This is a genomic window from Paracoccus litorisediminis (assembly GCF_009711205.1).
In the GTDB taxonomy this organism is placed as follows: domain Bacteria; phylum Pseudomonadota; class Alphaproteobacteria; order Rhodobacterales; family Rhodobacteraceae; genus Paracoccus; species Paracoccus litorisediminis.
In genome coordinates, this window is record NZ_WMIG01000003.1 from 247,992 (window position 1) to 273,199 (window position 25,208).

At 65.6% G+C, this 25,208-nt stretch carries 18 protein-coding genes; 9 read left to right on the forward strand and 9 right to left on the reverse strand.

The features are described 5' to 3' along the window. On the forward strand, positions 1–1,083 hold the full coding sequence (locus GL300_RS09795) for an ABC transporter ATP-binding protein (protein WP_155039443.1): 1,083 nt from the start codon (positions 1–3) through the stop codon (positions 1,081–1,083). A gap of 18 nt (positions 1,084–1,101) precedes the next feature. On the opposite strand, the gene GL300_RS09800 is transcribed toward GL300_RS09795, so the two are convergent. The 5 genes from GL300_RS09800 to repA all read right to left on the reverse strand — a co-directional run bounded on the left by GL300_RS09800 (position 1,102) and on the right by repA (position 8,340). After that, positions 1,102–3,735 carry an AAA family ATPase gene (locus GL300_RS09800; protein ID WP_155039444.1) on the reverse strand — a complete coding sequence of 878 codons (2,634 nt, stop codon included), beginning with the start codon at positions 3,733–3,735 and terminating at the stop codon, positions 1,102–1,104. Then, entirely contained in the window at positions 3,732–4,841 is a 1,110-nt protein-coding gene (locus tag GL300_RS09805) for a metallophosphoesterase family protein (RefSeq protein WP_343042968.1), read from the reverse strand. Before GL300_RS09805 ends, GL300_RS09800 begins: the two co-directional genes overlap by 4 nt. Before the next feature lie 97 nt (positions 4,842–4,938). Further along, positions 4,939–6,063 carry a plasmid replication protein RepC gene (gene repC, locus GL300_RS09810; protein ID WP_155039445.1) on the reverse strand — a complete coding sequence of 375 codons (1,125 nt, stop codon included), beginning with the start codon at positions 6,061–6,063 and terminating at the stop codon, positions 4,939–4,941. A gap of 169 nt (positions 6,064–6,232) precedes the next feature. Further along, positions 6,233–7,153, reverse strand: coding sequence for a plasmid partitioning protein RepB (gene repB, locus GL300_RS09815; protein WP_155039446.1), 921 nt, complete (start codon positions 7,151–7,153; stop codon positions 6,233–6,235). Then, the gene (repA, locus tag GL300_RS09820) at positions 7,153–8,340 is read right to left on the reverse strand and encodes a plasmid partitioning protein RepA (RefSeq protein ID WP_155039447.1); all 1,188 of its coding nucleotides are present in this window, start codon (positions 8,338–8,340) and stop codon (positions 7,153–7,155) included. Before repA ends, repB begins: the two co-directional genes overlap by 1 nt. A 249-nt stretch (positions 8,341–8,589) precedes the next feature. Between repA and GL300_RS09825 the strand changes: the two genes are divergently transcribed. The 5 genes from GL300_RS09825 (at position 8,590) to GL300_RS09845 (ending at position 12,516) form a co-directional block, all read left to right on the forward strand. Next, positions 8,590–8,853 carry a type II toxin-antitoxin system PrlF family antitoxin gene (locus GL300_RS09825; protein ID WP_155039448.1) on the forward strand — a complete coding sequence of 88 codons (264 nt, stop codon included), beginning with the start codon at positions 8,590–8,592 and terminating at the stop codon, positions 8,851–8,853. Next, complete coding sequence (locus GL300_RS09830; RefSeq protein ID WP_155039449.1) at positions 8,850–9,251, forward strand: type II toxin-antitoxin system VapC family toxin; 402 nt, start codon at positions 8,850–8,852, stop codon at positions 9,249–9,251. Before GL300_RS09825 ends, GL300_RS09830 begins: the two co-directional genes overlap by 4 nt. A gap of 77 nt (positions 9,252–9,328) precedes the next feature. Beyond that, positions 9,329–9,787: a (2Fe-2S)-binding protein gene (locus GL300_RS09835; protein ID WP_155039450.1), complete on the forward strand. Its 459-nt coding sequence runs from the start codon at positions 9,329–9,331 to the stop codon at positions 9,785–9,787. Between the two features lie 3 nt (positions 9,788–9,790). Continuing rightward, positions 9,791–11,932 (forward strand): xanthine dehydrogenase family protein molybdopterin-binding subunit, encoded by a 2,142-nt coding sequence (locus GL300_RS09840; RefSeq protein WP_155039451.1) that lies wholly within the window; start codon positions 9,791–9,793, stop codon positions 11,930–11,932. Continuing rightward, entirely contained in the window at positions 11,929–12,516 is a 588-nt protein-coding gene (locus GL300_RS09845; protein WP_155039452.1) for an Isoquinoline 1-oxidoreductase subunit, read from the forward strand. The genes GL300_RS09840 and GL300_RS09845 overlap by 4 nt, the downstream gene beginning before the upstream one ends. 36 nt (positions 12,517–12,552) lie before the next feature. On the opposite strand, the gene GL300_RS09850 is transcribed toward GL300_RS09845, so the two are convergent. Further along, positions 12,553–15,675, reverse strand: coding sequence for an efflux RND transporter permease subunit (locus GL300_RS09850; RefSeq protein WP_155039453.1), 3,123 nt, complete (start codon positions 15,673–15,675; stop codon positions 12,553–12,555). Positions 15,676–15,680: 5 nt separating this feature from the next. Beyond that, positions 15,681–16,778 carry an efflux RND transporter periplasmic adaptor subunit gene (locus GL300_RS09855; RefSeq protein ID WP_155039454.1) on the reverse strand — a complete coding sequence of 366 codons (1,098 nt, stop codon included), beginning with the start codon at positions 16,776–16,778 and terminating at the stop codon, positions 15,681–15,683. 228 nt (positions 16,779–17,006) lie between these two features. Between GL300_RS09855 and GL300_RS09860 the strand changes: the two genes are divergently transcribed. Further along, entirely contained in the window at positions 17,007–18,449 is a 1,443-nt protein-coding gene (locus tag GL300_RS09860) for a GntP family permease (RefSeq protein WP_155039455.1), read from the forward strand. Positions 18,450–18,454: 5 nt separating this feature from the next. Here GL300_RS09860 and GL300_RS09865 read toward each other — a convergent pair whose 3' ends face one another. Together GL300_RS09865 and GL300_RS09870 are read right to left on the reverse strand one after the other, a co-directional pair. Continuing rightward, on the reverse strand, positions 18,455–19,405 hold the full coding sequence (locus tag GL300_RS09865; protein ID WP_246195132.1) for a response regulator transcription factor: 951 nt from the start codon (positions 19,403–19,405) through the stop codon (positions 18,455–18,457). Further along, the gene (locus GL300_RS09870) at positions 19,359–22,700 is read right to left on the reverse strand and encodes a hybrid sensor histidine kinase/response regulator (protein ID WP_155039456.1); all 3,342 of its coding nucleotides are present in this window, start codon (positions 22,698–22,700) and stop codon (positions 19,359–19,361) included. Before GL300_RS09870 ends, GL300_RS09865 begins: the two co-directional genes overlap by 47 nt. A 210-nt stretch (positions 22,701–22,910) precedes the next feature. Between GL300_RS09870 and urtA the strand changes: the two genes are divergently transcribed. Together urtA and urtB are read left to right on the forward strand one after the other, a co-directional pair. Beyond that, complete coding sequence (gene urtA / locus GL300_RS09875) at positions 22,911–24,176, forward strand: urea ABC transporter substrate-binding protein (RefSeq protein WP_155039457.1); 1,266 nt, start codon at positions 22,911–22,913, stop codon at positions 24,174–24,176. A 97-nt stretch (positions 24,177–24,273) separates the two neighbouring features. Further along, entirely contained in the window at positions 24,274–25,200 is a 927-nt protein-coding gene (urtB, locus tag GL300_RS09880; protein ID WP_155039458.1) for an urea ABC transporter permease subunit UrtB, read from the forward strand. Positions 25,201–25,208: the final 8 nt, after the last annotated feature.

Consider the following 25,208-nt stretch of genomic DNA (forward strand, 5'->3'; position numbering starts at 1 on the left):
ATGGCATTCATCGAAATCGATCGGCTGGAACGCAGCATCGGCGGCAACCACATCCTGAAAGGGATCGATGTCGCGCTGGAGAAGGGCGGCTTTCTGGTCCTTGTCGGCCCCTCGGGCTGCGGCAAGTCCACGCTGCTCAACGCCATCGCCGGGTTGCAACCGCCGACCGCGGGCGACATCCGCATCGACGGGCAAAGCGTGCTGGCCCTGCACCCGTCCAAGCGCGACATCGCCATGGTGTTCCAATCCTACGCGCTTTACCCCAACATGACCGTCGCCCAGAATATCGGTTTTCCGCTGGAGATGTCCGGCACGCCCAAGGCGCAGCGCGAGGATGAAATCCGCGCCGTCGGCAAGACCCTGCAGATCGAACACCTGCTGGACCGCCGCCCCGGCCAGCTTTCGGGCGGCCAGCGTCAGCGCGTCGCAATGGCCCGCGCCCTGGTCCGCAAGCCCCGCCTGTTCCTGTTCGATGAGCCGCTGTCGAACCTTGACGCGAAACTGCGGGTCGAGGTCCGGGCCGAGATCAAGCGCCTGCATCAGCAGACCGGCGCCACCATCATCTATGTCACCCATGACCAGATCGAGGCGATGACGCTGGCGACGCAAATCGTGGTGATGAAGGACGGGGTGATCCAGCAATCGGGCACGCCCGCCGAGATTTACAACCGCCCCGCCAATATGTTTGTAGCCGACTTCATGGGCTCTCCCGCGATGAACATGCTGCCGGGTCAGGTCGCGGGCGATGGCCGCCACATGGCCCCCGATGCCGCCCCGGATCGCCTGCTGCCCCTGCCCTTTGCGCTGCGCGTCGGGCGTCGGATCGTCTTTGGCATCCGGTCTGAGAACATCTCGGCCGAGGGCAATGGAGTTGAGGCCCTTGACCTGCCCGTCGAAATCGTGGAACCGACCGGCTCGGATGTTTTCGTCTGGCTAAGACTGGGATCGGCACATCTGAGTGCGCGCCTTCCCGCCACATCTGATCCGCAACTAAATGAGAATTTGCGGATCACTATGGATATCAGTCGCGCGGTGATTTTCGACGGTGAAAGCCGCGAACGGATCGACGGGGCCGGACACTGACGCCCGACCCCGCGTTTTTCAGATAGCGCTGATCACCGCCGTCGCCCGCGTGCCACCAAGCGCGGCAAAGGCGCGCTGCCGACAGGTCAGGACGATGATCTGCTGATCCTTGGCGACCCGGTGCAAGGCGGTGAACATCGCCTCGATCCGGTCGTCGTCGCTATGGACCAGCGCATCGTCAAGGATCACCGGAACCGACTGCCCGGCATGGGCATAAAGCCGGGCAAAGGCCAGACGGGTCAGGATGGCGATCTGTTCGCGCGTCCCGCCCGACAGGATATCCAGCGACTCCTGCTGACCGTTGCGGGTCAGCGCCACCGGCAGCAGGCTTTGGTCGTCGATCTGCATGGCAGCGCCCGGATGCAGCACCGAGAGCAGCGGTTCCAGTTCCCGCAAGACCGGCGCGAAATAGGCGTCGCGGGCCTTGCGGCGGGCATCTTCCAGCGCACTGCGCAGACGGGAAAGGGCCTGCACCTCGGCCGCGTAGCGCGCCGCGCGGGCCTCGGCTGCGGTCAGCTTGCCGCGCACCTCGTCCAGCCGCTCCTCGATCCCCTGCTCGGCCAACGCCCCGATCGAGCCGTTCAGCGTCGCATATTCGCCGCGCAGCCTTTCGCGGCCTTGCTGGGCCTGCGTCACGACGGATTCCGCACGCGCCAGCCGGGCCTGAACCGTTTCCAGATCCGGCGCGGCGGCCTCAAGCGTCTGACACAGCGCGACCGCCTCGGTTTGCAGCCCGGTCTGCAAGACCAGATCGGCGCGCAACCCATGCAGGCGCCTGGCCAGCTGCCCCAGATCGCCCGCGTCGATCCGCGCCGCCTCGGCTGCTGCCTGCGCGACCTGAGCAGTCGAGCGGGCGACCGCCCTGCCCTCGCTCGCCGTCACCGCACGGGCATGGACCGCGCCAGACTGCGCGCGCGCCTCGGCCTCGGCGGCCAATGCCGCAGCCAAGGCAGCCTCCAGTCCAGCCGGGTCTTCGACCGGTTCCTCGGCGCGCCCTGCCCCGGCCTCGGCCCGCGCCAGTTCCTGCCGCAGCGTATCAAGGCCCTGCGGCGCCAGCTCGGCCAGCAGCGCGGCGCTGGCCTGCATCGCCTGATCCAGCCGCTGGGTTTCCGCCAGCCGTTGCCGGGCTTCGGCCACGGTCGCAGCCCCGCATTCGGCCAGCCGCGCGGTCAGTTCGGCATTGGCCCGCGTGAGGGCTTCGGCCAGACCTTCGGCGGCACCCGCCCCCGGATCGACCCGCATCGTCCCGATCCCCGGCAAAAGGAAGCTGCGCGCCGATGACAAACGCAGGCTGCCTTCGGGAATATCCTCGCCATCGGCGCTGATCCGCAGCGCGCCGTCATAGCGAATGGCGACGCTGACCGACTGCGCCTCAAGCTGCGCGGCGATGCGGTCGCGGGTCTCTCGCGCGGATTCCGCCCGCGTAACGCTGGCCGAGTTGACAGCTGTCAACTCGCGCTGCGCCCGGTCCTGATCCCGCTTGCGCTGCAGTTCCTCGGCCCGTTCCAGCGTCTTGCGCAGCTGCGTCGCCCGTTCGCGTGCGGCACGGCCAAGCAGCGCCCGCTGCGCGGCATCGAGCCGCGCGCGGATCGCCTGGGCCTGCCCCGAGGCCGCGCCCAAGGCATCGGCCGCAAGACGGTCCGCAGCCGCAGCTTCCTCGGCCCCGGTTTCAGCCTTCGCCAGCCTGTCGCGGGCCTGCGACAGCTCTGCCTCGGCCCGGCCCAACCGGTCCGAAAGCTGCTCCAACTGACCGATCCCGGTCTGCGTGGCCTGAACCGTCAGCTCGGCCAGCCGCAGTTTCTGCCGGGCCTCGGCCAGCTTCTCGGCATGTGCCAAGGCGGCGCGCTGTGCCTCGCGCGCCTGGGTCAAGGCGTCATTGCGAAGCCGCTCGGTCTCGGGATCGTCCAGTTGTTTCAGCTGCCGCAGCACCTCGGTCCGACGCGCCAGATCGCCCGACAGGCCCGCGGCCTTGCCGGCCAGATCGGCTTCCTGATCGCGCAACGTGGCGGCCTCATCGACGGCACGCGCCCATTCCGCACCGGCCTTGGGCTTCAGCGTCGTCGTGGCCAGCCGGCCCAGCTCCTCGGCCACGCGGGCCAGAACTGCATCCAGCCGCCTGCCGCCGGTCATCAACTCGATCTCGCCAGCGACCGAGGACAGCAGATCGCGCCGCGCCCCCAAGCCCCGCTCGCGCTCATTCTTGTCGTTGGCATTGGTGCCTTCGGGTTCGAGACCAAGCAGCCCTTGCCGCACCCAGAGCAGCCCCGAGGGACCGGCCAGTCCGTCGCCGAGCAGCCGGTCGATCCAAGCCTCAGCCTCGTCATCCTGCGCGACAATCCGGCCATTGCCGTCCAGCACCCGCGCGGTCGGACGAGACAGCCAGCGCTTTTCGATGCGGTAGCTGCCCTGCGGCAGGTCGATCTCGATCGCGGCTTCCGGCGCGCCACCGGCATGGGGTTGCAGCGCCTTGACGGTCTGGCGCGTACCGCGGTGGCGTTCAAAGAACAATGCATGCAGCGCGTCGAAGAAGGTCGATTTGCCGAATTCATTCGGCTCGGACAGCACGGTGATGCCGTCGCCGATTCCTTCGATCCGGGCGCTGCGGCCAGCGAAACGGCGAATGTTGGTCAGCTCAATGGCGCGGATCTTCATTTGCCGTTCTCCTGCGCAAAGGCGTAAAGCCGTGCCAATGCGGCGGATGAAATTTCACGCTCGGCCGAGGTGCGGCTGTCATCGCCAGCCTCAGAAAGCAGCGCCTCGGCGGCCTGTCGCAAGGCTCCGGCGCGGTCGATCAGGTCCAGATCGTCGGGCCGGGTTTCGGTGGCAAGGCCATGCAGGTCATGATCGAACCAGCCGAAATCCGGCCCGATCAGCGCCGCATGGGCATCCAGCGCGGCGCGCTGCTGCAAGGGCAGGCGACCGGTTGCCACCAGTCGCAACAGCCGGTCGCGGCGAAGCGTCGGATCGGGCAGGGCCTGCGACAGCTGCTGCACCGGATCATCGCCGGGCAGCACGTCCAGCGCGAGCGTCTGCCAGATGAATTGCCCGGTCTCGACCACCTGCACCGCAGCGCCCGGTGACACCAAAAGCGCCCCGGCGGTCATCGCATGCTTGAAGCCGTCGGCCTCGGGCGCGCCCGAATACCATGTCGCGGGGCCGACCTGCAGCCGCCCATGCCAGTCGCCAAGCGCCAGATAGTCCAGCCCCGAAATCGCCGCTCGATCCGGGGGGATGATGCCCGCCGTGCCTTCCTCGGCCGAGAAATCGGTGACGGCACCGTGGCCCAGCCCGATCCGCCGCATGCCCGCAGGGGTCGGCGCATCCATGGCCTCGGTCAGGTCACGGCCGGGACGGCGCTGGGTGCAGGGCGCGGGCAGCAGCATGGCACCGGGCAGAAATTCGATGGGCTCGGGCGTGGTGACGGCGCGCAGATTGGCCGGGCCATCCGCCGCGATCCGCCGCCACAGTTCCGAGGCGGCAAGGCTGTCATGATTGCCCGGCAGCATGTGCCAGGTGATGTCATGTTCGGCGGCCATGGCGCGAAGCGCGTGGCGCAGCGTGTCGGGGGCAGGGGTCTCGGCATCGAAAGTGTCACCGGCCAGCAGCACCGTGGTCGCGCCGCCTTGCCTTGCGGCCTGTGCCAGCCGGGCAATGCTGCCATGCCGGGCCTCGCGCAGTCGGTTCCGGATCGCCTCGGGATAGGCGCCGAAGGACTTGCCCAGATGCAGGTCCGATGAATGAATGAAACGCAGTGTCACAAAGCGTCCTTTTGAATGCCGTGCAGGATATGTCTTGGTTTTGACTGCATTTGTATGCCTGTGCCAGCGGATAATCCGAGTTGACAGCTGTCAACGATCACGCGGCCCTTGGTTCCCGCAGCAATGCCATCACCATTGCCGAGGCCGAGAACCCGCCCGACTCGGCCCGCTTGGACAAGGATCGCAGATAGGCGCCAGGATTGCGGATAACGGACGCGCGTTCCAGCATGCAGGCCAAGGCGATGGCCGCGCTGTCCTCACCCATTTTGCGATGGGATTCGGTCCAGACGTCGGGTTGGATGCCAAGCATCGGACGCACAAAGCCCGCGACCCGTCGTAAATCGCGCCAGTCGCGAATGGGGGATGGTGTGTAGTTCGCGATTTCAGGTGCCGCCTTCAGCACCAGTTCCAGCGGCAGCGCATGGGTTCTTTCGCTGTTCTGAGCAGATTCAGATTCTTTTTTAGATGAGTCTGAATCCTGTATGTGCCGCTCATTTTGGCTGTCATTGCCGCTTGGATTCGTTGTTTCGCGGGGCAGGGCAGTGCTTAGATCGTCGATGATCCGACGGGTTTCGCGGCGCATTTCCTCAAGCTGCTCCAGACCCAACTTGCGCCGCAGATGGCGCTGCAGGGTAGCCAAGGCGGCTCCGAGGTCCGTTACGCGGGGCAGGGCATTGTCCACGGCCCAAAGCAGCATCTTGGACGCATCCCGCAGGTGCAGGACGACGATCTGACGCAATTCGCGCAAGCGGCGCGATGCGTCGCGGTTGGTCTGAGCGGCAGTGGCAATCTGTTCGGCGCGGATCAGCAAGGGACGCAGATCGAAGCCAAAGGCCTGACCGCCTTGCAGCGCATAGCGTTTGCCGTTCGGGCTGTCATGGCGCAGGATCACCCCGGCCTTGACCAGAGCCGCCAGATGGCGACGCAGCGTGCTTTCGGGCATGCCATGCAGTCGGGCCGACAAGGTCTGGTTTGAGGGGAAGACGATCAGCCCCGGCCCATCCTCAAGGATTTTGCCCTGATGAAAGCTGGCCAGTGCAGATAACACCGCAACATCGCGGTCGGACAGGCCGAAATCGGCGCGGGCCTCGGCCAGATCGCGCAAAACCGCCCATTTGTCGACATGCGGGACCGGGGCAGGGGCCTCGGACAGGCTCTGATGCAACAGATGCCCAGCCGTCAACAGCCGCCGCCCGAAAGGCGTCGTGGAAATATGCCTCATTTGATTGTCACGGGGCAACAGTTTGCCGTCCGTCGGATCAGACGCCAGTTGACAGCTGTCAACTTTTGCCGTTATCTACGAGTGCTTAGATCGAGAAAACGGCCCTTCGGGATGTCCAGTCCTGGGGGGCTTTTCTTATGCCGGGTCGTGCCTCCTTGTTGGTTGCTGCTCAATTCTCCTTGGTGCCGGCTTGTCCAGTCAGCCAGTCACGGTGAAGGTCTGCAAGATTCTGGATCAGCCATTCGCCAAAGGCACTGCCTTCGCCGGTCAGTTCGATCACAGCTTTGTTTTTACTTGATTTTGCCTGCCCCAACGCAATACCGGTCGCGCTGCGCAGAAGTTGCGGGGTCGATTTGCCCCGCGGCGTCGAAAGCGAGGCCAGAACGGCGGCAAAGCGGCTGTCGGAATCCGGTCCAACTGCAGCCGCAACCAGTGCCGCCAGTGGGCGTTCCTTGCTTTTCTGGGCAAGGTTCAGCCAGCGGTCGCGTCCGGCGGACGGCGCGGCCCCAATGGCCTGAATCAGCCGCTCGGGGACGGCATCGGTGACGCTGAGCATGCGCGAGATCACCGTCTTGTCGATCGACAGCGCGTCGCCGATGATCTTGCGCTCAAAGCCCGCCTTGACCATCTGCGCGGCGAAATTCGCCTTTTCGATGAAACTCAGGTCCTTGCGGGCGGTGTTTTCCTGACCCTGCGCGACGACCAGTTCGCGGTCGTTCAGGGTGCGCACCATGGCGCGGACCGGCATCTGCAGCGCGCTCAGCGCCAGAACCCGGCGGCGGCCAAAGACGATGTCGTAGCGCCCCTCGTGATTGGGGGAATGGCGCAGCAGGACCGGAACCTGCTGACCATATTCGCGGATCGATTCCTTCAGCGCGGCGATTCCGGCCGGGTCGTCATCCAGACGGTCGGCGATCCCGGCATGGTCGATCAGTTCCGGCGCAACTTCGATAATGGCGCGGCTGCGCAACTCATTGATCGATTTGGAAACTGCGCCAATCGCACCGCGATCCGAACGCGGCACGCTGCGCTGGTCGTCCTGCACGGACGGGCCGCTCATCAGTTCTTTCAACAGATCCTTGCGCGCCATCACATCCCCTTGCCGCGGCCCCAGGCCGCCTGGATCAGGCCCTCGATCTCGCCATTGACGGCGTTCAGGCTTTCCATTGCGCGCTCATAGGTGGCGCGGGTGAATTGGGTGCGCTCGACCTCGTAAAGGGTCTGCTTGGTGATGCCGGCATCGGAAATCGCGGTCGATTTCAGCACCGGATGGTTCAGCACATGTTCCCCGAACATCGAGCGCATGAAGCTGACCATCTGGTTCTGCGGCCCGTCGCCCGGCTCGTAGCGGGTGATGACATAGCGCATCCAGTCGTAATCCATGCTGCCCCCGGCCTCGGCCACGACGCCCAGCAGGTTCGAGGTCATCAGCAGGAACTGGCACATGGACATCACGTCCAGCATCTGCGGATGCACGGTCACAAGGATCGCGGTCGCGGCGGACAAGGCGGACATGGTCAGGAAGCCAAGCTGAGGAGGGCAGTCGATGACGACGATGTCGTAATCGTCCTCGACCTCGGCCAAAGCGTCGCCAATCCTGGTAAAGAAAAAGCTACCCTGCCGTTCGCGCAACGCCATCGGTGTTGCGTGTTCGAACTCCATCAGGTCCAGATTGCCCGGAATCAGGTCCAGATTGGTGAAATAGGTCTTCTGGATGACGTCGCGCAGCGGCAGCGGGTCGTCATAGCGGATCGTGTCATAGATGGTGCCGCCATCGGGCAGGTCGAATTCCGGCTGCACCCCATGCAGCGCCGAAAAACTGGCCTGCGGGTCAAGGTCGATCCCCAGCACCCGATAGCCGTCCAGCGCCAGCTTCTGCGCCAGATGCGCGGCGGTGGTGGTCTTGCCCGAGCCGCCCTTGAAGTTGATGACGGTGATCACCTGCAAATGATCGCCCGGCCGCCGTCCCGGCAGGTAGGTTCCCGGCGTTTTCGCGCCTTTTTCCAGCATTTCGCGCAATGCGAGGATGTCGGCGGGGCTGTAATAGCGCCGCCCGCCGGCGCGGGTTTCCGGCGAGGGACCCTTGCCGTCCAGATCCAGCTTGCGCAGATAGGCGTCCTTGACGCCCAGCAGGTCCGCCACCTCACCCGAGGTGAACTTGCGCAGCTCGCGTTTCGCGTCTGGCGGGAACAATTGTTCCCGATGAGTCTGCAAACGCTCGGAAAGGGCGGCCGCATGACCACCCACAAGCTTGTCGATTCGCGTGCCTGGCCGCATGATATTCACTGTGCCTGCCCTCAGATTCCGGCCATTCTCACTGCTCGAGAGAATTGCTTGTTACGCTTTTGGCCGTCTTATTCTGTTTCTTGCGTAAATGAATGCGCGGAAACTTCGATTCTGGCAAGCAATTTTCCAAGGGCCGCCAGCATATTGCGGCAGGTAGCTGATCCACACGGGCGGGTGGCCTTGTCGCAGGTAAGGAAAAAGCCTAAATTGTAAGGCGAAATACAGGAACGGATTGCCACCATGTCGGAATCGACCATCACCATCAAGGGTCAGACCACCTTGCCCAAGGCGGTCCGGCAGGCGCTGGATCTGGGACCGGGCGACCGGCTGCGCTATGTGATTCTGGATGACGGGCAGGTGCGGCTGATGCGGACGCGGCCGGTTGCCGATCTGGCGGGCCTGCTGCGGCGCGAAGGCCAGCGCATCCGCAGCCTTGACGATATCGACGCCGCCATTGCCGCAGGTGCGGCGCGGGAAGGTGCCGCAGGTGCGGCGGGGGAATGATCGGCCTCGATACGAATGTCCTTGTCCGCTACCTGACGCAGGACGATCCCCGGCAATCGGCGCTGGCGACGGCGGTCTTTGCCGGGCTGAAGCCGGACGCGCCGGGATACCTGTCGCGTGAGGTCATGGTTGAACTGGTCTGGGTGCTGGAACGCGCCTATGACCTGCCGCGCCATGACATCGCCGAGGCTATCGACGGGCTGCTGTCCAGCCGCGAGATCGTGGTGGAAAGCCCCGACCGCGTCGGTCTGGCGGCCGAGCGTTATCGCAAGGGCGGCGCGGGTTTTTCCGATCAGATGATCGCGCTGGCGGCGCATGATGCGGGCTGCGAACGTATCCTGACCTTTGACCGCAAGGCCATCGCCCTTGCCGGGATGTCGGCGGTTCCAGGCGCCTGAGTTCCCGCGCGAATAATCCTTGACCTGACCGTTCACAGGGGCATCATCGCTAAGTCGCCCAGCGTATGAGGCCAGGCATGACCAGTTTCCGCGTGAATGGTCGGGACCATGATCTCGACATAGACCCGGACACCCCGCTGCTGTGGGTGCTTCGGGATGAACTTCATCTGACCGGTACCAAGTTCGGCTGCGGCATCGCGCAATGCGGGGCCTGTACGGTGATGCTGGACGGCATGCCGCGCCGCGCCTGCGTCACCCCGATCTCGATGGTCGAGGGGCGCGAGGTTACCACCATCGAAGGCATGGAGGGCCCCGAGACCGAGGCCGTTCGCGCCGCATGGACCGCCATCGACGTGCCGCAATGCGGCTGGTGCCAGTCGGGGCAGATCATGTCGGCAGTGGCGCTTCTGCAGGCGGTCTCGGCGCCATCGGACGAAGATATCGACAATGCCATGGCCGGGAATGTCTGCCGCTGCGCGACCTATATCCGCATCCGGCAGGCGATCCATGACGCCGCCAAAGTGCTGGAGGGCTGAGCCATGGGCTTTGAGACCACACGCAGGGGACTTCTGGCCGGGGGCGCGGGGCTGATGCTGGCGCTGACCCTGCCGATCGGGCGGGGCAGGGCGCAGGTGACAGTGGCGGGGCCGTTTGCGCCCAATGCCTTCATCCGCATCGGCACCGACGATCTGGTCACGGTGATGAGCAAGCATCTGGAGATGGGGCAGGGGCCCTATACCGGCCTTGCCACGCTGGTCGCCGAGGAGTTGGACGCCGATTGGGCGCAGATGCGGGCCGAGGGTGCGCCCGCCGATGACAAGCTTTATGCCAATCTGGCCTTTGGCGCGCAGGGCACCGGCGGCTCGACCGCCATCGCCAACAGCTTCATGCAGATGCGCAAGGCCGGTGCTGCGGCCCGCGCCATGCTGGTCGCGGCGGCGGCGCAGGAATGGGGCGTGCCTGCGGCTGAAATCACCGTCAAGGCCGGGGTGGTCGCGCATCCCGGCAGCGGCAAGACATCGGGCTTTGGCGCGCTGTCGGCGGCGGCGGCCAGTCAGCCCGTGCCCGAGGACCCTCCGGTCAAGGCACCTGCGGATTTCGTGCTGATCGGCAAGGACCGACCCAAGCTGGACACCAAGGCCAAGACCGATGGCAGCGCGCAATTCGCGCTGGACGTCTATCGCGACGGCATGCTGACCGTCGTCGTCGCCCATCCGCCGAAATTCGGCGCGACCGTGGCCAGCTTTGACGACAAGGACGCGCTGGCGGTCAAGGGCGTGCAGATGGTGCGCCAGATCCCCTCGGGCGTCGCGGTCTATGCCACGAATACCTATGCGGCGCTGAAGGGCCGCGATGCGCTGCAGGTCAACTGGGACGAATCCAAGGCCGAGACTCGCGGCTCGGCCGAGCTGTTCGAAGCCTTCACCAAGGCGGCTCAGGCGGGCGGCACCACGGTCGAGGAACAGGGCGATCTTGCTGCCTTTACCGGGGCGGCCAAGACCCTTGAGGCCGAATACCACTTTCCCTATCTGGCCCATGCCCCGATGGAGCCGCTGGATGCGGTGATCGAGGTCAAGGGCGGCAAGGCCGAGCTATGGTATGGCTGCCAGTTCCCGGCCTTTGACCGCCCGACCGTTGCCGCCACCCTTGGCGTTCCGGTCGAGGATGTGCAGATCAACGTGCTGTTGGCGGGCGGTTCCTTTGGGCGGCGGGCGCAGGGCTCGGCCCATCTGGCGGCCGAGGCGGCTGCGGTCGCCAAGGCGGCGGGTGCCGACGGCACCTTCAAGCTGCTCTGGACGCGCGAGGATGACATTCGCGGCGGCTATTACCGCCCGCTGACCGTCCACCGTTTCCGCGCCGGGCTGGACGATGCGGGCAAGATCATCGCCTGGGAAAACATCGTCGCGAACCAGTCGATCATGATGGGCACGCCGATGGAGCCGATGTTGCAGGGCGGGCCGGACAGCACCTCGTTCGAGGGCTCGACCGGGCTGCCCTATATTCTGGGGGCAAAACGCATCGGCTGGGCGCGGATGGAAAGCCCGGTCTCGGTGCTGTGGTGGCGTTCTGTCGGGCATACCCATACGGCCTATGCGGTCGAGACATTTCTGGATCAGGTGCTTGAGGCCGCCGGCAAGGACCCGGTCGCGGGTCGGCTGGAACTGCTGCCGCCCGAGGCCACCCGCGAACGCGGCGTCATCGAAAAGGTGGCCGAAATCTCGGGCTGGACGGGTCGGACCCGCGACGGCAAGGGCTATGGCGTCGCCTATACGAAAAGCTTCGGCACCTATGTCGCGCAGGTGGCCGAGGTGCAGGACATGGGCGGCGTCCCCCGCGTCACCAAGGTCTGGTGCGCGGTCGATTGCGGGATTGCCGTGAACCCCAATGTCATCCGCGCCCAGATCGAGGGCGGCATCGGCTATGCCCTTGGCACCGCGCTGCACAACCACATCTCGCTGGCACCGGGCGGAGAGGTCGAGCAGTCGAATTTCCACGACTACCCGATGCTGCGCATTTCGGAAATGCCAGCGGTCGAGGTCGCGATCATCGCCAGCGAGGCCGACCCGACCGGGATCGGAGAGCCGGGCGTCCCGCCCCTTGGCCCGGCCATGGCCAATGCCTGGCGCGCTCTGACCGGGCGCGCGCAGAATGTGCTTCCCTTTGGCGGGGCAACATCATGAGGGCGCCGTTCGCGGCGGTCCTCGCCCTTGTCGCCATGCCCGCCGTCGCGCAGGACGGGCTGTCCGGTCCCGACGCCTTTGCCGGGGTCAGCGATCAAAGCCAGCGTTCGGTCGCGCTGTTTGAGGAAATGGGCAAGGTCCTGACCCATCCGCGCTGCCTGAACTGCCACCCTGTCAAGGGCGGCCCGACGCAGGGCGACGACATGCATCCCCACAGTCCGCCGGTGGTGCGGGGTGATGCCGATTTTGGCGCGGCCGGGATGACGTGCAACACCTGCCACGGCGACAAGAACATCCGCCTGACCGGGCATGGCAGCATTCCGGGGCATGAGCCTTGGATGCTGGCCCCCGTCAGCATGGGCTGGGCCGGGGTCGGGCTGGCCGAGATCTGCGCCCAGATCAAGGACCCCGAACGAAATGGCGGCAAGTCGCTGGAAGACCTGTTCGAACACAACGCCCATGACGGTCTGGTCGGCTGGGGCTGGGACCCCGGCGAAGGCCGCACCCCCGCCCCCGGCAGTCAGGAACTGTTCGGCGCGCTGACTCGCGCTTGGATCGATACCGGCGCGGTCTGTCCGGGGTAAGGATGTGGCGTGATCACCGGCCAGCGGTGACCACGATCACTTCCCGGCGGTCTTGCCTTTGACCCATTCCCGCAGCCCCTGAAACGTCACGTAAAGCGCCGGGATCAGGAAAATACCGATCAGGGCCGCGGCCAGCATGCCGCCTGCGACCCCGGTGCCGACGGCGCGGCGGCTGAGCATGGCGGCACCCGTCGCGGTGACCAACGGAATGAGCCCCGCGACGAACGCAAAGCTGGTCATCAGGATCGCGCGGAAACGGTCGCGGGCACCGGCCATGGCGGCGTCGTGGATTTCCATCCCGGCCTCGCGACGGGCCTTGGCGAATTCCACGATCAGGATGGCGTTCTTGGCGGCCAGCGCGATCAGCACGATCAACCCGATCTGCGCATAGATGCCGAAATCCAGCCCCGCCAGCTTCAGCGCCGCCAGCGCCCCCGCCACCCCGACCACCACGGACAGCAGCACCGGGACCGGGATCGTCCAGCTTTCGTAAAGCGCGACAAGGAACAGATAGGCAAACAGCAGCGCCAGCGCGAGGATGGTCGAGGTCTGACCCGCAGCCTCTTTTTCCTGCAGCGCGGTTCCGGTCCATTCATAGCTGTAGCCGAGGGGCAGGGCCTTGGCGCTGATCTCCTCCATCGCCTGCAGCGCCGTCCCCGAGGCCACGCCCGGCGCGGGCGAGCCGTTCAGCGTGGCCGAGCGGTAGTTGTTGTAGCGCACGATGGATTGCGGGCCGACCGTATATTCGGCATGGGCGACGGCGCTGACCGGGACCATCTGCCCGGTATTGCTGCGGACATAAAGCGCGTTGATATTGTCGACGCTGGCGCGGTCGCTTTCGCGCGCCTGCACGTTCACCTGCCAGGTCCGGCCATACAGGTTGAAGTCGTTGACATAGATCTGGCCCAGTGTGCCCTGCAGCGTGGTGAACAGGTCGCTGACCGAAACGCCCAGCGTCTGCAACCTTTCGCGGTCCAGTTCCAGATAAAGCTGCGGCGAACCCGACGAGAAGGTGGTGAAGGTCGGGCCCAGCCGAGGGTCCTGACTGGCCGCGACCATCAGCCCGCCCGCCACCGCCGACAGATCGGCAGGCGCGCGCCCCTCAAGATCTAGTAGCTGGTATTCAAAGCCCGATCCCGTGCCCAGACCGATGATCGGCGGCAGGTTGAAGGCAAAGACCTGCGCCGACCGGATCGTCGCGCCCTTCTGCATGGCGGTGGTAATCGCGGCAAAGACGCTGCTTTTCGGATCGGCGCGTTCCTCAAAGGGCTTCATCGCGACGATGGCAAAGCCGCTGCTGGATTTCGCCAGCCCGTCAAGGAAGCTGTAGCCGGTCACCGACATCACGCCGCTGACGCCCTCGATCCCGGACAGCATGGTCTCGACCTCGCGCATGGCGACATCGGTGCGGTTGACGGATGAGCCTTCGGGCAGGCGGACCTCGACAAAGAAGGCGCCCTGATCCTCGGAGGGCAGGAAGCCGGAAGGAACCATGCGGAACAGGCCAAGCACCGCGGCCACGCCCAAGCCCAGCAGCACCAGCCCCAGCACCACCCGCCGCGCGATGAAGCCCGCGCCGCGCACATAGCCGTCCCGCGCATTGTCGATCCGGCGCGAAATCCAGCCCAGCGGCCCGCGTTTCGGCCCGTGATGCGGCTTCAGCAGGATGCCGCACAAGGCCGGGCTGAGCGTCAGCGCGTTGATCGCGGAAATCACCATCGAGACGGACACCGCCACCGCGAATTGCTGGAACAGTTGCCCCGAAAGGCCGGGAATGAAAGCCACCGGCACAAAGACCGACAGCAGCACCAACGTGATCGCGACGATGGCGCCGGTGATCTCGCCCATGGCTTCGCGGGCGGCCTCGGCGGCGGACAGGCCGGGGTTTTCCTCCATCACGCGCTCGACATTCTCGACCACGACAATGGCGTCGTCGACCACGATGCCGATGGCCAGCACCAGCGCCAGCAGCGACACGGTGTTCAGCGAAAAGCCAAAGGCCAGCATGACCGCGAAGGTGCCGATCAGCGCGACCGGCACGGCAATCAGCGGGATCAGCGTCGCCCGCACGCTGCCAAGGAACAGGAACACGACGATGATCACCAGAATAAAGGCCTCGATCAGCGTGTGTTCGACCTCGGATATCGAGGCCTTCACGAAGGCGGTGGTGTCATAGACGATGTCATAGCGCATGCCCTGCGGGAAATTCGCCGACAGGCGCTGCATCGCTGCCTCAATCCCTGCGCCCGCGGCAAGGGCATTGCCGCCCGGCAATTGGTAGATGCCGATCATCGCGGTCGGGCGGCCATTGTAGCGCGCATGGGTGTCGGAAATCTTGGCGCCCAGATCGACCTGGGCCACGTCGCGGATGCGCAGGAACGAGCCGTCGGGATTGGCCCGCAGCACGACATTGCCGAATTCCGCCGGATCGGTCAGCCGCCCCTGCGTGACAAGGTTCAGCTGGAACTGCGGATCGTCGGTCATCGGCTGCGCGCCGATCCGGCCGATGGCCGCCTGCACGTTCTGCGCCTTGAGTGCCGCGACGATATCGCCCGGCGTGATCTCAAGACTGGTCATCCGGTCCACGTCCAGCACGACCCGCATCGAATAATCCAGCGCCCCGAACAGCGCCGCGTCCCCCACGCCCGGCACGCGTTTCAGCGTATCCAGCACGTTGATGGTGGCATAGTTCGACAAGAACAGCGCGTCATGCGCCGGATCGTCCGAGCTGATCGAGATGGTCTGCAGCATCGCCGAGGATTGCTTCTTGACGCTGACGCCGGTGGCGCTGACTTCGGCCGGCAAGCCCGGCGTGGCCAGCGCCACCCGGTTCTGCACGTTGACGGTGGCAATGTCGGGATCGGTGCCGACGGCAAAGCTGACGGTCAGCTTGTAGGACCCGTCCGCGCCGCTGGTCGATTTCATGTACAGCATGTCATCGACGCCGATGACGCGGGATTCGATCGGCTGGGCGACGGTCGTTTCTACGACATCGGCCCCCGCACCGGGATAATTGGCCGAGACCGTGACCTGCGGCGGCACGATATCGGGATATTGCGCGATGGGCAGCGCGGTCAGCGCGATCAGCCCGGCCAGCGTCATCACGATCGAGATGACGGCGGCCAGACGCGGGCGGTCGATGAAAACCTCTGAGATCATGCTGATCAGCCCGCCGCGGGTGCGGTTGCCGCGTCCACGGCAATGCCGGGACGCACCTTGTTGATGCCCTCGGTGATGACCCGGTCGCCGGCCACCAGCCCGTCGGTCACGACGATCCGGCCCAGATGCGTGCTGCCGGTCTTGATCAGGCGGCGCTCGACCTTGGATTCGGCATTGACCAGCAGCACGAACGAGCCTTCCTGATCGCGCTGCACCGCCTGTTGCGGGATGGTCAGCGCCTGTTCGCCCTTGCGCTGTTCAAGCATGACCCTGACCAGCGCCCCGTCCAGAAGCGTGCCGTCGGGATTGTCGAACCTGGCCCGCACCAGCACGGTATCGGTGCCCTGCGCGACATTGGCGCTGATATAGTCCACATCGCCGGCGATCGGATATTCGGCGCCATTGGCCAGCGTCAGAAGCGCCACGGCCTCCTTGCTGACCTCGCCCCGCGCGATCCGCTCCTGATAGGTCAGGACCAGCGAGGTGGCGACCGGAAAGGTGACCTCGATCGGGTCCAGCAGGGTCAGGGTGGTCAGCGCCCCGCTATCGGGCCCGACCAGCGCGCCGACATCCACGGTGGTCAGCCCGGTAATGCCGTGAAAGGGCGCGGTGATCTGGGTATAGGACAATTGCAGCTTCTGGCGTTCCAGCGAGCCGCGCAGGCGTTGCAGCTCACCCTCGGCCTGACCTAGTTGGGCCTGTGCGATGTCCAGTTCATTTTGGGCGACGGCCTTGCGCCTGACCAGCTCTGCCTTGCGGTCGCGCTCCAGCGCGGCAAGGGTGCGCTGCGCATCGGCGGCGGCGATCTGGCCCTCGATCTCGGTCATGGCGGCGCGGTAATCGTCGTCCTGAATGCGGTAAAGCAGGCTGCCCGCCTCGACCCGCGTGCCTTCCTTGAAGGCGACTTCCTCAAGAAACCCCGAGACGCGGGCGCGCACGTCGATCTTTTGCGTGGCCTCGACCCGACCGGCAAAGCTGGCATTCTGGCGCACTTCGGTCATCTCGGCGGGGGCGACGATGACGGCAGGAGTGGCCTGCGCCATGGCCGATACTGGCAACAAGGCCAGCATCATCACCCGCAACCCCAGAAACGTCCGCCTCATGCATTCGCCCTCCGCCAGTTCTGGTTAAATCCTCTCATGCCCATCACATTCGCACAAGAAATCGCTGCAAAGGCGCATTCGCGGATTGTCTGGAACCGTCACCAAAATGCCCGATTGTTCAGCCATGCTGCGTCCCGCCCCGGTTTCGCTGGGCCTGCCGTGGCGCGGGACTCGCCTGCTGCGGGGCTTACGGTGCAGGCTGGGGCGGGGGTGTGGAAAGGTGGGACCATGGGGCTGATCGGAATTCTGCTGGCGCTGGGGGTGCTGATCGCGCTGGCCTATCGCGGATGGAGCGTGCTGCTGCTGGCCCCGATCGCCGCGCTGATCGCGGCGGCGCTGTCAGGGCAACCGATGCTGGCGCATTGGACCCAGACCTTCATGCCGGCGGCGGCGGATTTCGTCGGCCAGTTCTTTCCGCTGTTCCTGCTGGGTGCGGTCTTTGGCAAGGTGATGGAGGATAGCGGCTCGGTCCGGGCGATTGCCGATGAGCTGACGCGGCGGCTGGGGGCGCAGCGTGCCATCCTTGCGGTGGTGCTGGCGGGTGCGGCGCTGACCTATGGCGGCGTCAGCCTGTTCGTGGCGCTGTTCGTCCTTGCGCCCATGGCCGAGGCGCTGTTTCGCCGCGCCGACATCCCGCGTCGCCTGATGCCGCCTGCCATCGCGCTTGGCACCTTTACCTTCACGATGATGGCGATGCCCGGCACGCCCGCGATCCAGAACGCCATCCCGATGCCGTTTTTCGGCACGACCACCTTTGCCGCGCCGGGGCTGGGGCTGATCGCGTCGGCGATCATGCTGGGATTCGGCATGTGGTGGCTACGCCGCGCCGAGGCGCGCGCCCGCGCCCAAGGCGAAGGCTTCACCGAGATCCGCGCCCCCGAAATCGATCAGGCCGTCTTGCGCGAAAGGGCGGTGACGGCGCGCGAATTCGACCCGGCCGAGGCCACGCGCGGGCATCAAAGCCCCGATCTGCCCTCGGGGCTGGTTGCGGCCCTGCCGCTGCTGGTGGTGATCGCGGTGAACCTGACCATGTCGCTTCTGGTGTTGCCGGCGCTGGACCTGTCATGGCTGGCCCAGCCGATCTGGGGCGAGACCAGCTTTGGCGCGGTCAGCGGCGTCTGGTCGGTGGCGGTGGCGCTGACGGCGGCAATCGTCGTGGCGATCGGGCTGAACTACCGCCGCCTGCCGCGCCTGCGCGCGACGCTGGATGCGGGCGCCAATGCCTCGGTCCTGCCGATTTTTGCGGTGGCGAGCCTTGTGGGTTTCGGCGCGGTGGTCGCAGCGCTTCCGGCCTTTGCGCTGGTCCGCGAATGGGTCCTGTCGATCGAGGGCGGGCCGCTGGTGTCATTGGCGGTGGCGACCAATATCCTTGCGGCGCTGACCGGTTCGGCCTCGGGCGGGTTGACCATCGCGCTGGATGCGCTTGGCGAGACCTATCTGCAACTGGCGCAGGAAACCGGCATCGACCCGCAGCTTCTGCACCGCGTCGCGGTCATGAGCGCGGGCACGCTGGACAGCCTGCCCCATAGCGGTGCGGTGGTCACGCTGCTGTCGGTCTGCGGCGTAACCCCGCGCGCGGGCTATTTCAACATCGCCATGGTGGCGATTGTCGGCGCGCTGCTGGCGCTGGTGGCGGTGATCGTGCTGGGCACATTCGTCGGCAGCTTCTGATCCGGTCAGGCCCCGCTGATCGCCCGGTCCGCCAGCACCGCCGCCGAGGTGCGGTTGTCGACGCCCATCTTTTCGAACACCTGTTCCAGATGCTTGCTGACGGTGCGCCCGCTCAGGCCAAGGATGCTGCCGATATCGGTGTTGCTTTTGCCTTGGCTTAGCCAGAACAGCACCTCGGCCTCGCGGTCGGTCAGGCCGAAGCGGCCCGAAAGCAGCGCCTCGCGCGGGGTGTCGCTGCGGTCATGCAGCGCGATCAGCAGGTCGCGCCCCGCGCCCTGACCGATATAGGTCAGCTCCAGCCGGGCCGAGATCAGCTTTTGCGCCTGCGACAGCGGCACCCGCCGCAGCTGCGCCAGCCAGGCCAGCAGCTCACCCGAGGCAGCAGCCTGCGCCGGATCGATCCAGCCGGGAGGGGCATTTTCGATCAGCCGATGCCCGCGCGGTGTGGCCCATGCCAGCCCGCCCGTCTGGGTAAAGGCCGCGACCGCGCGGCCATTGGCATCCAGCGCATGGCGCGCGCTGGCCAGCTTCTGCGCATTCAGCAGATGCACGCTGAGCCGGGCGATCAGCTCATCAAGGTTCAGGGGCTTGGTGACGTAATCGACCCCGCCCGCGCGCAGCCCTTCAAGGATATGTTCCGGCGCGCCCAGCCCGGTCATGAAGATCACCGGTGCCGCCTGCGCCAGAGGATGCGCCTTCAGCATCCGGCAGGTCTGGAACCCGTCCATCCCCGGCATCACCGCATCCAGCAGCACGACATCGGGGACGACCCTCCCGGCCAGCCGCAAGGCGGCCTCGCCATCGCGGGCGGCCATGGCGGTGATCCCGGCCTGCTCGACCGCCTCGGCCACCATCATCAACGAGGCCGGGTCGTCATCGACGACCAGCGCGATGCTGCGGTTTTCTTCGTCAATCGGCATGGTGCGGGGCCGTGCGGGCATAGTCGTCAAGGACATCGACGATCCTTTCGAAATCAACTTCCATCAGCGCGTCGCCAAGACGCTGCGACAGGGCAGGGGGCAGGGGCAGGCTGGCGATGCGGTCGCGCAGGTCGCGGATGCGGCCAAGCTCGGCCAGTTCGCGCAGCATCCCGATCTGGCGGGCCGAGATGGGCGCTGCGGGTTCCTCGGCCACCGGACGCGCGCCGACGGGACGCCGCTCGATCTTGAGCAACCCGTCGATACGGGCGCGCAGGTCGTCTAGGATGCAGGGCTTGGCGATGAAGGCGTCATGCAGCGGGATTTCGGGCGCGCCGGATTCGGCCTCGCGCGCGTGGCCGGACAGGACCACCACCGGGCTTGCGGCATGGCCATTGCCGCGCAGCCATTGCAGGAATTCCCAGCCATTCATCCCCGGCATGTCCACATCGATCAGGAACAGGTCGGGGGTCACGTCCTCCAGCGCCTGCATCGCGGCCTCGGCGGTGCCGACAAGGACGGTGTTGAAGCCCTGCGGGTGCAGGTAGCTTTCCATCAACGCCAGATGGGTCGGATCGTCATCGACGATCATCAGCAGCCGCAGCCGCCCGTCATAGGGCTCGAGCACGGCGGCATGGGCCGGGACGGGCAGGGCGGGCACGTCGCGGGTCTGGGCCAGATACATCTTGAGCCGGAACAGGCTGCCCTTGCCGGGGCTGCTGCTGACCGAGACCTCGCCACCAAGGATATCGACCAGCAGCTTGGTGATGGTCAGGCCCAGCCCCGAGCCGTGGCGGGACATGTTCGTGCCGCGCTCGAAGGGTTTCCAGATCCGACCCATATCCGCGGGCGCGATGCCGATGCCGGTATCCTCGACCTCGATCGTCGCCACCTGATTGCGCCAGCCGATGCGCAGGGTGACGCGGCCATGATCGGTATAGCGAAAGGCGTTGGCCAGCAGGTTGATGACGATCTGGCGCAGGCGCTTTTCATCGACCACCACCCAGTCGGGCAGGGCGGTCATCCGTTCGATGACGAATTCCAGCCGCTTTTCGCGCGCCGTTTCCTGAAAGATGTCGGTGATCTGGCGCAGCAGATCGGGCAGCTGCACCGGGCTGCGGTTCAGTTCCAGCCGCCCGGCCTCGATCTTGGAAATATCCAGCAGCCCCTCGATCAAGCCGGCCAGATGTTCGCTGGAGCGGCGGATGGCGCGCACGGCCTCGCGCCGGCCGGTCGGGATGGCGGGGTCGGCATCCAGCAATTGCGCATAGCCGTAGATCGCGTTCAGCGGCGTGCGCAATTCGTGGCTGATCCCGGCCATGTAGCGGGATTTGGCAAGGTTCGCGGCCTCGGCCTTTTCCTTGGCTTCTTGCAGGGCGCGGTCGGTGCGTTCATGGGCGCGGATTTCGCGCAGCAGGCGTTCGGTCTGGCGTTCGGTGTCGCGTTGGGCGGCCAGACGGGCTTCGCGGGTCAGCAGGAACAGCCAGACCGCCATGCCGGATGCCACCATGGTCGAGGCAAGGATCACCGCCAGCAGCGGGTCCAGCCGGGGCTCATTGGCGGTGCTGCGGATCATCCATAGCAGCGCCGCGACGCCGCCGGTCACGATGCTGGTCCCGGCCAGAAATTGCGTCAGGCGGCCGCGCAGGATCATGTCCACCCGCTCGGGCAGGATCGCCTGCGCCCGCCTGCGGGTCATCTGGCCCAGCTTGGCATGCGGCTTGCAGATATCGTTGCAGCTGGCATTGAGCGAACAGCACAGCGAACAGATCGGCGCGGCATAAAAGGGGCAGTCGGTCATGTCCTCGCGGTCGAAGCGATAGTCGCACAGGCAGCACGAAATCAGCCCCTGCGGCATGTCCGGGGCGGGACGGGCAAGGTAATAGCGCCCCCCGGTTGCCCATGCGATCAGCGGCGCGATCAGGATCGCCCCCAGCAGCGCCACAAAAGGCGACAGCGCCCCCGTGGTCGCCCCGAACACCCCGGCATGGGCCAGCAGCGCCGCCAACGTGCCACCCGCCACCGCGCCCAAGCCCACCGGGTTGATGTCGTAAAGATGGGCGCGGCGGAACTCGACCCCCTTGGGCGACAGGCCCAGCGGCTTGTTGATGGTCAGGTCGGCAAACAGCGCCCCGATCCATGCCAGCGCGACATGGGCATAGACCGACAGCGTGGCTTCAAGCGCGGCAAAGACCCCCAACTCCATTAGCAGCAGCGCGATGGCCACGTTGAAGAACAGCCAGACCACCCGGCCCGGATGGGCATGGGTGATGCGGGAAAAGAAATTCGACCATGCGATCGAACCGGCATAGGCATTGGTCACGTTGATTTTCAGCTGCGACAGGATCACGAAAACTCCGGTCAGCAGCAGCGCCAGCCCCGGCCATGGGATCACCTGTGAATAGGCGTTGTGATACAGCGCCGTCGGGTCGATGGCATGGCTGAAATCCAGCCCCTCGCGCTGTGCCAGCGTCACCAGCCATGACCCGGCCAGCATCTTGATCGTGCCCAGCACCACCCAGCCCGGCCCCGCCGCGACGAGCGCGATCCACCAGCGGCGACGCTCGCGTGCGGTCTTTGGCTCGGGCAGGAAGCGCAGGTAATCGACCTGCTCGCCGATCTGGGCGATCAGCGCCAGCACCACGCCCGAGGCCGCGCCGAACGCCATCAGCGGCGTCACCTGCGGCCCGGTCACATTGGCCAGCGCCCGGCCCTCATAGGTGGTCCAGCCCGACAGGTCGTAACCGGCAAAGGCCAGCAGCAGAAAGGGCAGCACATGCAGCGCGATCCACAAAGGCTGGGTCAGCGCCTGAAAGGCCGAGATCTTGGAAAACCCGTTCACCACCAGCGGAATCACCGCCACCGCCGCGATCAGGTAACCGATCGACAGCGGTATCCCGAACAGCAGGTTCAGCGCCATGCCAAGGATCGCGGCCTCAAGCGCGAAGAAGATGAATGTGAAGCTGGCATAGATCAGCGAGGTAATGGTCGAGCCGAAATAGCCAAACCCCGCCCCCCGCGTCAGCAGGTCGATATCGACCCCGTAGCGCGCGGCGTAATAGGAAATCGGCAGGCCGGTGACGAACAGGATCAGCCCGCCCCACAGGATCGCCATCAGCGCGATGTCAAAGCCCCAGTTCAGCGTGATCGCCGCCCCGATCGCCTCCAGCGCCAGAAACGAGATCGACCCCAGCGCCGCATTGGCGACGCGCCCCGCCGTCCAGCGCCGGGCGCGGCGCGCGGTGAAGCGCAGCGCGAAATCCTCGATGGTCTCATTCGCGACCCAACGGCTGTAAAGCCGTCGCTCGCGCGTCGCCTGAAAGGCCGTGATCATTCTGTCTTCCCTGTCCAGCCGGACTTTGCCGACCTGCGCCGCCCACGGTTATTCCGCGGTGCGGCAATTCTGTCCTGTGCCTAGCTTAGGGGGAAAAATGCGCAACTGAATACGTCAGATGACGTATGTTGCACTGCAGCATTCGGCCCCAGTCTTGGCGCAGACGGCGAACACCACGCCCTAGCCCTCGCCCCCAGACAGGAGCCCTTCATGACCAAGAAGTCCCCTCAATCCCCGCTTGGCGCGCCGTCGCGCCGCGCCTTTCTGGCCGCATCGGCGGCGCTTTCGGCATCGCTGTTCCTGCCCAAGGGGCTGAAGGCGCAGGACTTCCCGACCGCCGCCGTCAATACGACCGGGCTGGCCGTGACCGATACCGATGTCACCGTCGGCATCCTGCATTCGGTGACCGGCACCATGGCGATTTCGGAAACCGGCTCGGTTCAGGCGGAAAAGCTGGCGATCGACCAGATCAACAAGATGGGCGGCGTGCTGGGCCGCCAGATCAAGTTCGTGCAGGAGGATGGCGCATCCGACTGGCCGACCTTCGCCGAAAAGGCCCGCAAGCTGCTGGTCGACGACAAGGTCGCCTCGGTCATGGGCTGCTGGACCTCGGCCAGCCGCAAGGCGGTGCTGCCGGTCTTTGAGCAGTATAACGGGATGCTGTATTACCCGACCTTCTATGAGGGTCTCGAGCAGTCGCCGAACGTCATTTATACCGGGCAGGAAGCCACCCAGCAGATCATCTCGGGGATCGACTGGGTGACGCAGAACAAGGGGGCCAAGACCTTCTACCTGCTGGGCTCGGATTACATCTGGCCGCGCACCTCGAACAAGATCGCCCGCAAGCATATCGAGAAGCTGGGGCTGGAAGTGGTCGGCGAGGAATATTACCCGCTGGGCCACACGACGTTCAACTCGGTCATCAACAAGATCAAGCTCAAGAAGCCCGACGTGATCTATGCCATCGTCGTCGGCGGCTCGAACGTGGCCTTCTACAAGCAGCTGAAAGCCGCGGGCATCGACATGACCAAGGAAAAGCCGCTGCTGCTGACCATTTCGGTGACCGAGGACGAGATCCGCGGCATTGGCGGCGAAAACATCGACGGCGCCTATGCCTGCATGAAGTATTTCCAGTCGCTGGACAATCCGAACAACCTCGATTTCGTCAAATCCTTCAAGGACATGTACGGGCAGGACATGGTCATCGGCGACGTGACGCAGGCCGCCTATCTGGGCCCGTGGCTGTGGAAGGCCGCCGTGGAAAAGGCCGGCAGCTTCGACATCGACAAGATCAAGGCCGCAAGCCCCGGCATCGAGCTGGCGACCGCCCCCGAGGGTTACGTCAAGGTCCATGAGAACCACCACCTGTGGTCCAAGACGCGGGTGGGCCATGCCCAGCCGGACGGGCAATACAAGGTTGTCTTCGAGACCGCCGACCTGGTCGAGCCGAACCCCTTCCCCGAGGGCTACCAGTAAGGGCATCCCGGCCGCGCGGGCGCGAGCCGCGCGGCAGACTGCGCCGGGCCGTATCGGTCCGGCGACCTCTTTCCCGCAATCCGCCCGGAGGTATCCGATGTTCGCCGATTACAGCTGGGGCGAGCTCCTGTCGATCTTTGCCATGCAGGGCTTTGCCGGTCTTATCCTATTCTCGGTTTTCGTGCTGATGGCGCTGGGGCTGGCGATCATCTTTGGCCAGATGGGCGTCATCAACATGGCGCATGGCGAATTCATGATCCTGGGCGCCTATGTGACCTATCTGGTCTCGCGCCTGTTCGAGACCTACCTGCCGTCCCTGTTCGGCATCTATTTCTTCGTCGCCATGGCGCTGGCCTTTGTCGTCGCCGGCGCGCTGGGGATGTTGGTCGAATGGGCGCTGATCCGCAGGCTTTACAAGCGCCCGCTGGACACGCTGCTGGCGACATGGGGCCTGTCCCTGATCCTGCAACAGATTTTCCGCAGCGTTTTCGGCGCGCGCGAGGTCGGCGTCACCATCCCGCAATGGATGATGGGCTCGCTGCCTTTGACCGACATGATCGAGGTCCCGATCAACGGGCTGTTCGTCATGGCGCTGGCCATGGGGATTTCGTTGGCGATCTATCTGCTGATGTTCCGGTCGCGCTGGGGGCTGCAGGTGCGCGCCGTGGTCGCGAACCGGGTGATGGCGGATGCGGTGGGCATCAATACCGGACGCACCGACCGGCTGACTTTCGGCATCGGCTGCGGGGTCGCGGGTGTCGCCGGGGCGGCATTCACCATGATCGGCTCGACCGGGCCGACCTCGGGGCAGCTTTACATCGTGGACACGTTCCTTGTCGTCGTCTTTGGCGGCGCGGGCAGCCTGATCGGCACCATCGCCTCGGCCTTCTCGATCAGCCAGGCGCAAAGCTTCCTTGAATTCTTCCTGTCCGGCTCGATGGCCAAGGTCCTGACCCTGCTGGGCGTGGTCGGCATCCTGATGGTCCGGCCGCAAGGCCTGTTCGCCCTGAAACTGCGCAAATGAAAGGCCAG